At 65.7% G+C, this 14,411-nt stretch carries 13 protein-coding genes; 6 read left to right on the top strand and 7 right to left on the bottom strand.

Going from position 1 to position 14,411, the window contains the following annotated elements:
- Positions 1-3 precede the first annotated feature (3 nt).
- Positions 4-330: a putative quinol monooxygenase gene (locus RhoFasB10_RS05720; RefSeq protein ID WP_068425194.1), complete on the top strand. Its 327-nt coding sequence runs from the start codon at positions 4-6 to the stop codon at positions 328-330.
- A gap of 38 nt (positions 331-368) precedes the next feature.
- Here the strand turns inward: RhoFasB10_RS05720 and RhoFasB10_RS05725 are convergent, their stop codons facing one another.
- The 3 genes from RhoFasB10_RS05725 to RhoFasB10_RS05735 are packed head-to-tail and all read right to left on the bottom strand — an operon-like array spanning position 369 to position 4,386.
- Positions 369-1,610 (bottom strand): acyl-CoA dehydrogenase family protein, encoded by a 1,242-nt coding sequence (locus RhoFasB10_RS05725; RefSeq protein WP_068426149.1) that lies wholly within the window; start codon positions 1,608-1,610, stop codon positions 369-371.
- 40 nt (positions 1,611-1,650) lie between these two features.
- Positions 1,651-2,703, bottom strand: a complete 1,053-nt coding sequence (locus RhoFasB10_RS05730) for a phosphotransferase family protein (protein WP_068425190.1) — start codon at positions 2,701-2,703, stop codon at positions 1,651-1,653.
- Between the two features lie 3 nt (positions 2,704-2,706).
- A complete protein-coding gene (locus RhoFasB10_RS05735; RefSeq protein ID WP_254303491.1) occupies positions 2,707-4,386 on the bottom strand; it encodes an AMP-binding protein in 1,680 nt (559 codons plus the stop codon).
- 232 nt (positions 4,387-4,618) lie between these two features.
- On the opposite strand from RhoFasB10_RS05735, the gene RhoFasB10_RS05740 reads away from it, so the two are divergent.
- Positions 4,619-5,923 carry an MFS transporter gene (locus RhoFasB10_RS05740; RefSeq protein WP_068425184.1) on the top strand — a complete coding sequence of 435 codons (1,305 nt, stop codon included), beginning with the start codon at positions 4,619-4,621 and terminating at the stop codon, positions 5,921-5,923.
- Positions 5,924-5,950: 27 nt separating this feature from the next.
- On the opposite strand, the gene RhoFasB10_RS05745 is transcribed toward RhoFasB10_RS05740, so the two are convergent.
- Entirely contained in the window at positions 5,951-7,411 is a 1,461-nt protein-coding gene (locus tag RhoFasB10_RS05745; RefSeq protein WP_068425180.1) for an MDR family MFS transporter, read from the bottom strand.
- Positions 7,412-7,533: 122 nt separating this feature from the next.
- Here RhoFasB10_RS05745 and RhoFasB10_RS05750 point away from each other — a divergent pair, with 122 nt between their 5' ends.
- Positions 7,534-8,151, top strand: a complete 618-nt coding sequence (locus RhoFasB10_RS05750; protein WP_068426146.1) for a TetR/AcrR family transcriptional regulator — start codon at positions 7,534-7,536, stop codon at positions 8,149-8,151.
- Positions 8,152-8,184: 33 nt separating this feature from the next.
- Here the strand turns inward: RhoFasB10_RS05750 and RhoFasB10_RS05755 are convergent, their stop codons facing one another.
- Both RhoFasB10_RS05755 and RhoFasB10_RS05760 read right to left on the bottom strand, forming a co-directional pair.
- Positions 8,185-9,153, bottom strand: a complete 969-nt coding sequence (locus RhoFasB10_RS05755; protein ID WP_240930928.1) for an NAD(P)-dependent oxidoreductase — start codon at positions 9,151-9,153, stop codon at positions 8,185-8,187.
- The gene (locus RhoFasB10_RS05760; protein ID WP_068425174.1) at positions 9,153-10,238 is read right to left on the bottom strand and encodes a tartrate dehydrogenase; all 1,086 of its coding nucleotides are present in this window, start codon (positions 10,236-10,238) and stop codon (positions 9,153-9,155) included. The genes RhoFasB10_RS05755 and RhoFasB10_RS05760 overlap by 1 nt, the downstream gene beginning before the upstream one ends.
- Positions 10,239-10,355: 117 nt before the next feature.
- Here RhoFasB10_RS05760 and RhoFasB10_RS05765 point away from each other — a divergent pair, with 117 nt between their 5' ends.
- From RhoFasB10_RS05765 to RhoFasB10_RS05775, 3 genes are all read left to right on the top strand, one after another.
- Positions 10,356-11,255, top strand: a complete 900-nt coding sequence (locus RhoFasB10_RS05765) for a LysR family transcriptional regulator (RefSeq protein WP_068425171.1) — start codon at positions 10,356-10,358, stop codon at positions 11,253-11,255.
- 8 nt (positions 11,256-11,263) lie between these two features.
- Positions 11,264-11,815: a TetR/AcrR family transcriptional regulator gene (locus RhoFasB10_RS05770; RefSeq protein WP_068426143.1), complete on the top strand. Its 552-nt coding sequence runs from the start codon at positions 11,264-11,266 to the stop codon at positions 11,813-11,815.
- 66 nt (positions 11,816-11,881) lie between these two features.
- Complete coding sequence (locus RhoFasB10_RS05775; RefSeq protein WP_167675540.1) at positions 11,882-13,483, top strand: GMC oxidoreductase; 1,602 nt, start codon at positions 11,882-11,884, stop codon at positions 13,481-13,483.
- Positions 13,484-13,490: 7 nt separating this feature from the next.
- Here the strand turns inward: RhoFasB10_RS05775 and RhoFasB10_RS05780 are convergent, their stop codons facing one another.
- Positions 13,491-14,384, bottom strand: coding sequence for a DUF5996 family protein (locus RhoFasB10_RS05780; protein ID WP_167675542.1), 894 nt, complete (start codon positions 14,382-14,384; stop codon positions 13,491-13,493).
- Positions 14,385-14,411: the final 27 nt, after the last annotated feature.

Below are 14,411 nucleotides of genomic sequence, written 5' to 3' on the forward strand. Positions count from 1 at the left end.
GCCATGATCTTCATCGTCGTCAAGTTCGAGACGAAGCCCGAATGGACCGAGAAGTGGCCCGACCACGTCGCCGAGTTCACCGCTGCCACCCGCGCCGAAGAGGGCAACATGTGGTTCGAGTGGTCCCGCAGCCTCGAAAACCCGGCGGTCTACGTGCTCGTCGAGGCGTTCCGCGACGGCGACGCCGGCGGCGCACACGTGAACAGCGACCACTTCAAGAAAGCCATGGAGGAGCTGCCGCAGGCCCTCGTATCCACCCCGAAGATCATCAGCCAGTCCCTCGACGCGACCGGCTGGAACGAGATGGGGGAGATGACCGTGGGCGAGTGAGGCGCCTCCGGCGCTCGTGCGTGCGAATGTATAGCCCGCTATACATTCGCGCGCACGTGCGCCTTGCGCAATTCCGCCTTCGCGATGGTCCGCAGATGCACCTCGTCCGGCCCGTCGAAGATGCGCATGGCCCGGTGCCACCCGTACATCGCGGCGAGCGGCACGTCGTCGCTGACACCCGCACCGCCGTGGACCTGAATGGCACGGTCGATGACTTCGAGCGCGACACGCGGCACGGACACCTTCGCCGCCGAAACATACGGCGCCGCAGCCTTGTTGCCGTGTACGTCGGTGATCTTCGACGCGTACTGGCACAGCAACCGGGCCTGATCGATCGCGATGCGCGACTCCGCGATCTGCTGCTGCACGACGCCCTGTTCGGCGAGAGGTTTGCCGAACGCAATGCGGTCCTGTGCCCGCGCCGTCATCAGCCCGAGTGCACGTTCGGCGGCACCGAGTGCACGCATGCAGTGGTGAATACGTCCGGGGCCGAGACGGGCCTGCGCGATCGCGAACCCCGCGCCCTCCTCGCCGAGGATGTTGCTCACCGGGACGCGCACGTTGTCGTAGACGATTTCGCAGTGCCCGTGCTGATCGTGCCTGCCGAACACCGGAACATCCCGTACGACGGTCACACCCGGGGTGTCGACGGGCACCAGCACCATCGACTGCTGTCGATGCGTCGCCGCGTCGGGATCGGTCTTGCCCATCACGATGAGCAGTTCGCACCGCGGATCCGACGCCCCACTCGTCCACCATTTGCGCCCGTCGATGACGTACTCGTCGCCGTCGCGTCGGATGCGGGTCTGGATGTTGGTGGCGTCGGAACTCGCGACCTCGACCTCGGTCATCGAGAACGCGGATCGAATCACGCCGTCCTTCAACGGTTCCAGCCATCGCGCCTGCTGTTCCTCGGTGCCGAACATGTGCAGCAACTCCATGTTGCCCGTGTCCGGCGCCTGCCCGTTGGTTGCTTCGGGTGCGAGATGCAAGCTCCAGCCGGTGATCTCGGCGAGACCCGCGTAATCGAGCTGACTGATACGGGAATACGCGGGGAGGAACAGATTCCACAGCCCGCGCGAGCGTGCTTCCTTCTTGAGCTCTTCGACGACGGGAGGCAGTGAGCTGTCACCGGGGTCGGCCGACGCTCGGTACTTCTCGTACTCGTGCTCCGCGGGGAAGACGTGGGTGTGCATGAAGTCGACGAGCGTCTCGCGAAGCTCCAGCGCCCTGGCCGACGGCCGAAGATCGAGCGAAGCGACGTCGATCGAAGCGGGCATTGCGACGGTGTTCACGGTGTGTGTCAAGAGATGCGTCCTTCTACGAGTTAAGCTCGGGAACCGAAGAGGCAGAGGCGCGTTCGAGAGCGCGGCCCAGTAGCGGGCCGACCATCTCGCCGACCGTCGAGAAGTCCTCACCCTCGGTGTGCCCCTGCTGGTGACGCGCGTGAATGCCTTCGAGAATCACGGCGACCTTGAAGTCGGCGAACACGAGATACCAGTCGATGTCGGGCACGTCGATGCCCCGCGCGGCGATGTACCGGCGCACCACCTCGTCGCGCGTCGGGAATCCGGGGAGTGCGGTCGCGCCCGCGGTGATGGGATTGAAGAACTCGCCTTCCTGATCCCAGAACGAGCACAGAATGCCGAGGTCGGTCAGTGTGTCTCCGAGAGTGGACATCTCCCAGTCGAGCACCCCGAGGATCTTCGTCGGGTCGGACCGATCGACCATCATGTTGTCGATCTTGAAGTCTCCGTGCACGATTCCCGGAAAGCTCTTCTGCGGCAGCGCCGCGGTGAGCCTGCGATGAATCTCCGCGACTTCCGGTCGCTCGGACGTCGCCGACGCGTCCCACTGTCGCATCCACCGGCGCAACTGGCGTTCGAGAAAGCCGTCGGGATTACCCCAATCGGACAGGCCGACGTCCGCCGGATCGAGGGAATGCAGCGCGACGAGCGTGTCGATCATCGAGTCGGTGATTCCGGTGCGCTGCTGCTCCGTCAGCTCTTCGGTGTCCGATTGCGTGCGTAGCGTGATGCCGTCGAGTTTGTCCATGACGTAGAACGATGCGCCGATGACGCTCGAATCCTCGCACAGGCCAACAGTTCTGGGGACAGGAACCGTGCTGTCGCGCAGCGACGACATCGCTCGGTACTCACGCCCCATGTCGTGCGCCGTCGGGAGCACGTGTCCCTGGGGTGGGCGACGCAGAATCCACTGCCGGGTGCCGTCGCCGATCTCGTACGTCGGGTTCGAGCGACCCCCCGCGATGAGGCGTGTCGTGAGATCGCCGATCGGTCCGGTCTCGTTGTCCACCAGCCATTGTCGAACTCCGGCGACGTCGAGGTCGTCCGTCGTGGTCGCTGCCGTCATCGTTCACTGCCTCCCGGCGTCTGCGGTACGAAGTTCGCGACGGAGCAGCTTTCCGCTCGTCGTCTTGGGTAGTTCGTCGAGAATCACGACGTCGCGCGGGTACTTGTAGGCCGCCATACGCGTCTTGCAGAAGTCGACGAGTTCGGCGGGGGTCACCGTCGCATCGCGCGTCAGAGACACGAACGCCTTCACGGTTTCTCCTCGATACTCGTCGGGCACACCGATGACCGACGCTTCCCGGACTGCCGGATGCTGGTACAGCACGTCCTCGACGTCGCGCGGAAAGACCTTGTAGCCACCGGCATTGATCATGTCCTTGAGACGGTCGACGACGAACAGCCACCCGTCTTCGGTCATCTTGCCGATGTCACCGGTGTGCAGCCAGCCGTCGCGAATCGCATGCGCCGATTCTTCGGGCAGTTGCCAGTATCCCGGCACCACCATGGGGCCCGACACGATGATCTCGCCGGTCTCACCGGGAGCGACGTCGTGGCCGTCGGTGATGTCGACGATGCGCACCCGCGCATTCGGTACCGGCACACCGACCGACAACGCGCCGCTGTCCGGATCGACCGGTGGATCGACGCCGACCGGACCGAGATGTGTGGGCGAGGTGGTCTCGGTCATGCCGTACGCGCCGCGCAGCACCCAACCCGTTGCGGCACGGACGCGTTCGAGCAACGCGGGTCCGACGGGGGCGCCACCGGACGGCGTCTTCGTCAGCGACGTCAGGTCGTACTTCTCGCGCGACGGGTGATTGCACAACGCGATGAACGCCGTACTCGCACCGATCATGAAAGTGCCCCGCCACGTGTCGATGGCTCGCAGCGTCTCTTCGGCGTCGAAGCGATGCAGCAACACGATCGGTGCGCCGCTCAGGATGTGGATGCCGAAGCCCGCGACGAGACCGGTGATGTGGAAAACCGGTGCGACGCCGATGATCACGTCCTGGTCTGCGCGCAGGTCCCACCACGACGTGTAGACCGTCGAGTTGTGGACGAGCGCACTCTGCAGGTTCATCGCTCCCTTGGAGCGGCCGGTCGTACCGGACGTGTAGGTCAGGACGCCGATGTCGGATGCCGAACACGGTGCCGAAACGGGTTGGGAGCCTGCGTGTTCGGCCAGCAACGTATGCCAGTCCACAGTGTCTTCGAATGTGCGACGCTCCCCGATGTGCGACGCGATCGACGCGGGCACCTCGGCCGTCGGCGTCATGTCGAGCGGATGCGTCGTGACGACGATCGCCAGGTCCGTCGTGTCGCGCATCGGGGCGACGACGTCGTCGTACAGGCTGTCGAGGCAGACGAGCGCACGCGCACCCGAGTCGAGCAGATGGTGTGTCAGTTCCTTCTCGCGCAGCATCGGATTGATCGCGACGGGTACCGCGCCCGCCTTCCAGGCGGCGAGCAGCGCGACGAGCCATTGCGGATCGTTCTGCAGATAGATCGCGACGCGGTCGCCCGGCACGAGACCGTGCGACGTCAGTCCCGATGCCAGGGCATCCGCGGCGGCGTCAATCTCGGCGAAGCTGAGCGTCGACCCGAAGTAGTGCACCGCAGGCGCGCCCGGCCTCGTCGCGACGTGGGCGTCCCAGGCATCGCGCATCGTCGAGAACTCCAGGTCCATACCGGCGCGGACGGCGTCGGGGTAGAGCGCCGTCCAGGGCGCGTCGATCTGCTTCACGTTGGTCCACCTCATCGGGCTCGAACTGTCACTGCAGTCGGTGCACGGCACTCGATCCCCACCATAGTCGTGATCCGAACGATCGTTTGTCAACTGTTCGGCGCTGGAGTGCAGATGTGCGGAAACAACCACTACAGGTGCCGCATGCAGATGTTCAGTCATTGACAAACGATTGTTCGACATTCAGTATCAGCATGACGTAGGTCACATTCTTCGCGAGGAGCCGAACCCTATGACCGCACCAGACATCACGTCCGCCCCACCGGCGAAGCCGTGGACGACCGAGGATCGCAAGAAGACTCGGCGTGCCGCGCTCGCCGGTGGCGTCGGAACGCTCATCGAGTACTACGACTTCAGCCTGTACGGCTACCTGGCCGTCGTCATCGCGCCGCTGTACTTCCCGAGTGAGCACCCCGTGACGTCGCTGCTGTCGGCGCTTGCGGTGTTCGGCACGGCCTACCTCGTGCGCCCGCTCGGCGGCATCGTGTTCGGTCACATCGGCGATCGGTTCGGCCGCAAGCGTGCGCTGATGGCGACCCTCGTCTGCATGGGCGTCGGAAGCACGGCGATGGGTCTGCTGCCCACCCCGGCGCAGATCGGCGTCTGGGCGACGGTTCTGCTCGTGATCGTGCGTCTGCTGCAGGGCTTCTCGGCGGGCGGAGAGGTCGGTGGCTCGGCGACCTTCATCTCCGAGTCGGCGCCGTCGCACCTGAAGGCCACGTACGGCGCCTTCACCCCGATGGGCTCGACGGGCGGCTTCGCCCTGGCTGCTGCCGTAGCCGGCGCTGTGTCCGCGCTGACGACGGACGTGCAGATGGACAGCTGGGGGTGGCGCATCCCGTTCCTGATGGCGCTGCCGCTCACGCTGTTCTGCCTGTGGGTGCGCACCCGCGTCGAGGAGACCCACGAGGTCACCGAGACGAAGCACGAGAAGAGCTCGCCCGTGCGTTCGGTGTTCCTCCGTCAACCGCGCGCCCTGGCCCAGGCCACCGCACTCAGCGCGGCGGTCAACGGCACCGCCTACATCGGCCTGACGTACATGGCCATTCACCTGACCAAGCAGCTCGGCTACGACGCGACGCCCGTGTTCTGGGTGGCGACGACGGCAATCGGCATCGCCGCAGTGGCCATGCCCCTGGCGGGACGTCTCGGTGACCGCATCGGAACGGTCCGTCTGATGGCCATCGGATTCGTCGGGTTCATCGTGCTGACCTATCCGATGATGGGGCTGATGCATCTCGGATTGGTCGTCGCGACACTCGCATTCGTCGTGATCATGCTGAACAGCGCCGCGGCGCAGGTCGGCGCCTACACGATCCTGCCGCAGTTCTTCGACAAGCAGTCGCGGTACACCGGCGTCGCGATGGGCTGGAACCTCGGCGTCATCATCGCAGGCGGTACGGCGCCGTTCGTCGCAGTCTGGCTGGTCGAGCAGACGGGCAACATTCTGTCACCGGCGTTCTTCGTGATGACGCTCGCCGTGGTCGGGCTGATCGCCCTGGCGACGGTCCGGGCGCGTCACACGCAGGGGACGTAGCCCACGTGCGCGCGAATGTACAGCCGGCTATACATTCGCGCGCACGGGTGGAGCCGCCGGCCGAACGAAGAACGACGCCGCCACGGCGAGCAAGGACACGACGCCGCCGACCAGGAAGGCGGTGTGGATACCCGCCTCGTTCGCGGCGAGTTCGGCCGTCCCCGACGAGATGCGCGACGTGGTGGTCGTCGTCATCACCGTCACGAACAACGCGGTACCGGCGGCGCCTGCAACCTGCTGAAGCGTGTTGAAGATCGCGCTGCCGTGCGAATAGAGCTGCGGCGGTAGCGAACCCAGCGACGACGTCATCATCGGCGTCATGACGGTCGCGAGCCCGGCGGTCATCAGACAGTGGATTCCGACGACCATCGGCAGCGGGGACTGCGCGTCGAGCAGCGTCATCAGCCACAGAGCCGCGCTGACGACGACGATGCCGGGAATGACGAGCGGCCGCGGACCGATGCGGTCGAACGCGCGTCCGACGAACGGTGCGAGCGCACCCATCAGCAGGCCGCCGGGGAGCAGCATCAAACCGGTGGTCAGCGTGTCGAGACCCCGAATGTTCTGCAGGTACAGCGGCAGCAGGATGAGTGCGCCGAACAGTGCCATCATGCTGATCGCGAGCATGCCGAGGCCGATGCTGAAGGTCGGCGTCGCAAAGGGGCGCAGGTCGAGCAAGGCGCGTCCGGATTCCTGACGCTTGATCTGCCGCAGGACGAACACGACCAGGGCGACGGCACCGACGAGCAGTGGTATCCAGACGGGCACCGACGATTCCTCGGCCGAATGGCCGATGCTGCTGAGGCCGTAGATCAATCCGCCGAACGCGAGTGCCGACAGGACCACCGACACGGCGTCGAACGAGGTCTTGCTGGTCGCGGTCACATTCTTGACCAGAGCCGATCCGACCGCGAACGCGACAAGTGCGATCGGCAGGACGAGCCAGAACATCCAGCGCCAGTCGAGTGCGTCGAGGATGATGCCGGAGATGGTCGGGCCGATGGCAGGCGCAACGGCGATGACGATCGAGATGACGCCCATCATGCGGCCGCGATTCTCGGCGGGCACGAGGTTGAGCACGGTGTTCATCAGCAACGGCAGCATCACCGCGGTGCCGCTCGCCTGCACGACCCGGCCGGCGAGGAGGAGTTCGAAACCGGGTGCCGACGCGGCCAGCAGGGTGCCGACGCTGAACAGGCCCATGGCGGCGACGAATACCTGCCGCAGCGTGAACCGCTGGAACAGGAAGCCCGTCACCGGAATGACGACGGCCATCGTGAGCATGAAGCCGGTGGTCAGCCACTGTGCGGTGCTCGCGGTGATGCTCAGATCCACCATCAGTCGCGGCAGTGCGACGCTCATGATCGTCTCGTTGAGGATCATCACGAACGAGGCGACGACGAGAACGCCGATGAGCAATCTGTTGGCGGACGTGAGTGGCTCAGCGGAGTGCTGACCCGTCGTGGAGTCGATCGCTTGTGTGTCCATCGAGAAATGATCCCTTGCGAAGAGAAGTCGGCATGTACAACGTCCGATAGTCTGAATCAATCTGACAGTGACTGTCAACTTGAAATCGGCTGGTATCTTGGCCCGTGGCGAAGGGAGATGCCATGACCACCGGAACGCCTGACCTCAGAGAACGTCGACGACGGGAGACGCGGCTCGAGATCACCCGCGCCGCTCTCGACCTGTTCGAGCAGAAAGGCGTCGCGGCCACAACGGTCGACGAGATAGCGCGTGCAGCGGGCGTCTCGCCGAGCACCTTCTTCCGCCAGTTCCCGACGAAGGAAGAGTCGATCCTGGGCGGTGACGTCGACATCGAAGCCGACATCGACGACTGGCTGGCGTCCACCGACTCCGCGGACATCGACCTCGCGGGTATGGAAGCGATCTACGAACGCGCCGCGGTGCGACTCGTCGAGGCATCCGACGAGACACGCAGCCGCGTCCTGCGGACCCGTCGACTCATCGTCGGCGACGCGCATCTCCGTGCGACTGCCATCGCGCTCGACGCGACGACGATGTGTCGGCTGACCGATGCCGTGGCGTCGAAACTCGGTGATCGTGAGTCGCTTTCGTACGCTCGACTGCTGGTCGAAGGCGCAGGGATGACTCTGCGCATCGCGTTCGACGACTGGGCGACGCGTGTCGACGCCGGTGAAGACGCCGATCTGGCGGACATCTATCGCGCTACGCGCGCCGAGTTGCGCAGGGTCGTCGCGCGCTAGCGGTCTCGTCGCCGCATGAATGTGGCATTCGAGCTATCCGATCGTATGGACCGCTCGTTCACGCGGTGGGCACCGGAGATAACGGCGCCTCCCCGGCCAGTACCCGCAGGATGTCTCCGCTGCCGCCCGGCTCGCCGCGACGCGCGCCTGAGCCGTCTGTCCGCCGAGATGCGACATCATGACGACGTTCGGAAGCGACCGCAGAGGACTGTCCTGCGGGAGTGGTTCGACGGCGAACACGTCGAGTCCGGCCGCGGCGATCGTGCCGTCGGCAAGCGCGGCGGCCAGAGCATCCTCGTCCACCAGTGAGCCGCGCGCCGTATTGATCAGCGACGCAGTCGGTTTCATCATCGACAGGGCGCGGCGACCGATCAACCCGACGTTCTGCTTCGTCGCCCTCGGGTGCAGCGACACGAAGTCCGAGACCGCGAGCAGGTCGTCGAGCTCGGCGTACCGCACGACGAGCTCGGGGTCCGGGTAGGCCGTCGTGACGACGACACTCATGCCGAACGCGGCCGCGAGCTCGACCAACCTGCGAGCGCTCGGCCCGAATCCGACGATGCCGAGGGTCGTCCCGCGTAGCTCGTACGTGTCGTGCCGGGGCCATTCGCCCTGTGCGACACCGGCCGTCGTGTCGACTGCGCGGCGCGCGCACATCAGCATCAACATGCAGGCGAGCTCGGCCACGGCGTTCGCGTTGGCGCCGGGGGTGTTGGTGACGACGACTCCGTGCGCGGCGGCTGCGTCGACGTCGACGGCGTCGTATCCGACGCCACTGCGCGCGATGATGGCCAATCGAGGTGCGCCCGAGATCATCTCGTCGGTGATCGTGTCGCCTCCGACGAGCGCCGCATCGGACTCCGCGAGCAGCGACGCCAGCTCACCGTCCGGCCGGGCGCCGACCGCCGAGCTGTGTGTCGTGGTGTGCCCTCGATCGGTGAACATGCGGTCGACGTCGTCACCGGGGGCGAGGTAGTCGGTCGTGATCAGAACATGCGCCATCACGACGCCTGACGAACCAGCTCGTCGCGTACTGCCGCGCCGAGCGACGACGTCGTTCCGGTGCCGCCCATGTCCGGCGTCAACGAGGAACCGCCCTGTGCGAGAACGGTTTCGACGGCCGTCAGAATCGCCTCGCCCGCTTTCACCTCACCGAGATGTTCGAGCATCAGCGAGGCGCTCCAGATCTGCCCGACCGGGTTGGCGACGCCGCGGCCTGCGATGTCCGGTGCCGAACCGTGCACGGGCTCGAACAGGCTGGGGAACTTGCGTTCCGGGTTGATGTTCGCGCTCGGTGCGATACCGATCGTGCCGGTGCACGCAGGACCGAGATCCGACAGGATGTCGCCGAACAGGTTGCTCGCGACGACGACGTCGAACCAGTCGGGGTGCATCACGAAGTTCGCAGCCAGAATGTCGATGTGGTACTTGTCCACGCGAATGTCCTCGTACCCCTTGGCCATTGCCTCGACCCGCTCGTCCCAGTACGGCATCGTGATGGAGATCCCGTTGCTCTTCGTCGCCGACGTCAGGTGTCTGGCGGGCCGCTTCTGCGCAAGATCGAACGCGTACTTCAGGATTCGGTCGACGCCGGTCCGCGTCATGACGGTCTCCTGCATGACCGTCTCGCGGTCGGTGCCCTCGAACATCTTGCCGCCGATGCTCGAGTACTCGCCTTCGGTGTTCTCGCGTACGACGTAGAAGTCGACGTCGCCGGGTGCGCGGCCGGCCAGCGGGCTCGTGACGCCCGGCATCAGCTTGACGGGCCGAAGATTGACGTACTGATCGAAGTGGCGGCGGAACTGCAGCAGGCTGCCCCACAGCGAGATGTGATCCGGGACGACGTCGGGCCAGCCGACGGCACCGAAGTAGATGGCGTCGAATTCGCTCAGTTGCTCGAACCAGCCGTCGGGCAACATCTGGCCGGTGTCCGTGTAGTAGTCGGCGCTCGCGTAGTCGAACTCCTCGTAGTCGATCGTGAAGTCGAATGCCGACGCCGCGGCTTCGAGCACTGCCATGCCTTCGGGTACGACCTCTTTTCCGATTCCGTCGCCCGGGATGACGGCAATGCGGTGTGTGGCGCCCATGAGTGCTCCGTATTCGATCGAGGGTGATCACTGGTATTGCCACCGTATTGCGCAATAAGCTCGAGCGAAAGCCGTGCGACGGCAACACTGCTTTTCCGAATTGGAAAGAAGGCGCGTGTGAGTCAGTTCGACGACCTCGAGTTCTTCGACGTCGTGGCGCGTTCGTCGAGCCTGACGGAGGCCGGACGCGCTCTCGGCATGTCGGTGTCGTCGGTGAGCAAGCGGCTCTCGCAGCTCGAGAGTCGACTCGGAGTCCGCCTCGTGCGACGCAGCACGAGGCGTTCGACGCTGACCCCCGAAGGGGAGCGGTACGCGGCGGGCGTCGCGGTGATCGCCGGCGAACTGGCCGAGCTCGAGGAGTCGGTGAGCGGGCACTACGCCGAACTGCGCGGGCGGCTGCTGATCCAGTCGTCGGTGGGTCTCGGACGGGCGCACATCGCACCGCTGATGGCAGACTTCGTGGCCGAGCATCCCCGCGTCGAGGTCGACGTCGAACTGTCGTCGGCGCCGCCGAACCCGTCGGCCGCGCCGTTCGACATCGCGATACGGGTGGGTGCGCTGCAGGATTCCCGGTTGACGGCAAAGCTGTTGTGCCACAACCGACGAGTGGTCGTCGCGTCGCCACGCTATCTCGAGACGCACACGGCTCCACGGGAGATGGGCGATCTGCGCGACCACAACTGCATCGTCCTACGTCAGGACGAAGGTGATTACGCGTTGTGGAGGTTCGGTTTCGGCGCGGGTGAGACGGCGATCCGTGTCGCCGGGAACATGATCAGCAACGACGGAGACATCGCGACGCAGTGGTGCATCGACGGCCGCGGCGTCCTCATGCGATCGATGTGGCACGTGAAACCGATGCTCGACGACGGAACGCTCGTCCAACTCCTGCCCGACGTCCCGACCCCCGCCGCGGACATCCATGCCGTGTATTCCGCTGCCGCACAGGTGCCGCGACGAGTGCAGGCCGCCGTCGACCATCTGCATGCGCACCTGAAGGTTCGGCTGCGTACATAATGGTGGCCATGCGGTCACGTCAGAAAATTCTGAACGCCACGTTGCGCTTGATCGAGGAGCACGGGTTCGAAGGCGTCAACGTCGCGGCGGTCGCGTCCGCCGCGGGCGTGTCCAGGCAGACCGTGTACTCCATCTTCGGATCACGCGAAGAAGTGGTGTCCCAGGCCATGGCAGGGGTGGTGCGCGAGGTGCTCGGCGGTATTCGCTCGCACCTCGATACGGTCGATACCGCATTCGACTACGTCGCGGACGTGATCGTCGCCGGAAGAACCGCTGTGCGTACGCATCCCGTGCTGGCGACACTGCTCGTGGCCGAGCGCGGCAACCCCGTGTTCGACGCCGGCATGATGGCGCGCGCGAAACCTGTTGCGCGAGAGTTGTTCGAGCCGATGATCGCGCGCGGCCTGATCGACCGGGCAGGTCTCGACGACGTCGTGGAACTCGTGGTGCGATTGGGGCTGTCGGTCATCTCGTTCGACAGCGACACCGTGCGCACCGACGACGATCTGCGGTCCTTCCTCCGTCGTTGGTTCGAGCCGGCTCTCCGCGCTCTTCCTTGACACTCTTACGTCTACCTGTCTAGTTTGTTCCCCACATGACGATCTGCGGATGTGTGGGGGTACATCTTGACCGGTCCGAACAGGCGTTCCTTTCTCCTCGGTGCCGCGGCCGCGGTGGGCGCGGTTGCCGTCTCCCGGCCGCTGGCTCATGCAGGGCCGAGGGTGCAACGCATCCCGCTGACGCGCGAAGAGCATCGAGTCGTGGTGGTGGGCTCCGGTTTCGGTGGGGGAGTGACGGCCCTGCGGCTGGCCGAGGCGGGCGTTCCGGTGACGATGCTGGAGCGCGGAAGACGTTGGCCGACAGGGCCGAACGCCGACACTTTCCCGCACGCCACCAATCCGGACAAGCGGATACTGTGGCACCGATCGAATCCGCAACTCTTCGGTACTCCGGTAGCCTTCGAGCCGTACGTCGGACTGCTCGAAACGGTCGTCGGCGACAACATGACTGCCGTGTGCGCGGCGGGTCTCGGCGGCGGATCGCTTGTGTACCAGGGCATGACGCTGCAACCGGCGCAACACGTGTTCGACGCCAACTTCCCGGAGGAACTCGACTGGGCGCTGATGAACCGCGTCCACTACCCGCGGGTGGCGCGCATGCTCCAACTCGCCACGGCGCCGGACGAATTGATCGACAGCCCCAATTACGAGGTCACACGCATCTTCGCGCGCAACGCGGCTCGCGAAGGATTTCCGGTGTCGAAGATCCCGATGCCGATCGACTGGAACTACGCGCTGGCCGAGCTGCGGGGTGAGATGGCCCCGTCGTACACCAACGGCGACGGTGCACTCGGCGTCAACAACGGCGGAAAACACTCCGTCGACGTCACGTACATCGCGGCCGCGGAAGCGACGGGGCTCGTGACCGTCGAGACGCTGCACGAGGTTCGCGACGTCGAACGAGCACCCGACGGACGGTGGACCGTGTACGTCGACCGCACCGACGAGACGGGACGGGTGGTGGAGAACAAGATCCTGACCACCGGCGCCCTCGTCATGGCCGCCGGAAGCGCGAACACCACCAGGCTGTTGATGCGCGCGTCCGCTGCCGGACGGATTCCCGACCTGCCGGACGAACTCGGCGCGGGGTGGGGCACCAACGCCGACCGCATCTACGTGTGGGCCGACATCGTCGACGGGTTCGGCCCGGGTCAGGGCGGGCCTGTCGTCTACGGCAGCTTGAACTGGGACGACCCGCACTCTGCCTACACCGTCATCCAGGCATCGTTCCCGCCGGTGACGGTGGGTGCCAACACGATCGACACCCGCAGTACGACGATGGTCGGCTACGGAGTCAGTTCCGGCAGAGGGCGATTCGTCTACGACTCCCGCATCGACGACGCCGTGCTGCAGTGGCCGCGCGAGGGCGACCACGTACTTCAGAAGTCGTGCATCGGCCCGGCGACCGCACGGATCGCCGGACCGACGGGCACACTCGTCGACACCAACTCCCTCGTGCCGTCGACATGGCACCCGCTCGGCGGCGCGAACATGGGTTCGGTGTGCGATCTCGAAGGTCGAGTACTCGGTCAGCGTGGGCTGTACGTCCTCGACGGGGCGCTGATGCCGGGAAACTCCGCGGCCTGCAACCCGTCGATGACGATCGCGGCGGTAGCCGAGCGCGCGTTGGACCGACTGGTTGCCGAGGATGTGGGCACCACCATCTGACCCCGAATCACGAAGAGGGCCACCCGGCCGTCTCCACCGCGGCGCGGTAGGTCTGCTCGAGAAAAGCCCGAAGCATGGCGTCGGGATCGGGTGCCTGCCGGACGAGGTGATACGGCAGTACCCACTCGCCGAGTGCGGAGTCCCACCGGGCCGGTGCCTCGACGGCCGGGTGCGTGTCGTACCCCTCCGGGTGGGGGTACGCGTACGAGTAGAAGACACCCTCCTCGTCGCCGCCCGGCCAGTATCCCGAGCTCGACACCTCGGCGCTGTATGCCTCGTGCATCACCCAGTCGGGGCAGTTGGGGATTCCGCCCGGGTGTGTGGGTGCGGGACGGCCGGAGAAGCGGGTGACCGCGAGATCGAAAGCGCCCCAGAAGAAGTGCGACGGACTCGATTTGCCGCGGAACTCACCCCGGAACCGGGAGAAGACTCGGTCTGCGCTGACCAGCGAGTGCCAGAACGTCGACATCGCCTCCGCGTCGTACGAGCAGTGGGTGGTGTCCTCGGCGAACGGAACGGCATGGGGTAGTTCGACGGGCGTTCCGACAATTCGAACATCGAGACCGAGCTCGCGAAGGTGGCGGGTGTACTCGTCGTGGAAATCGGCGACGGTCCGCGGAGCGAGCGCCATCCGGCGGCTCGTACCGTCCGTCAGCTGGAACAGGAGTTCGTGGTTCAGGAAGTCGAACTTGATCTCGAGCCCGCGATCTCCCGCGGGCATGAGCGACGTCGTCAGTCCCGAGCCGTCCACGTACAGCGTCACACCCCACCAATGGTTCACCGCAGGCCCGAGCGCCATGCGGGTCTTTCCGACGATCTGCGTCCACAGGTGAACGGTGTCCCGAGTGTCGATCCAGGAATCGACGGGGAGCGACGGCCATGCCTCGTATCGGTTGGTCATGCGGTCGATCGTCCCCCGGCTCGGCGA

The sequence above is a fragment of the Rhodococcus sp. B10 genome (genome assembly GCF_011770055.1).
In the GTDB taxonomy this organism is placed as follows: Bacteria; Actinomycetota; Actinomycetes; order Mycobacteriales; family Mycobacteriaceae; genus Rhodococcoides; species Rhodococcoides kyotonensis_B.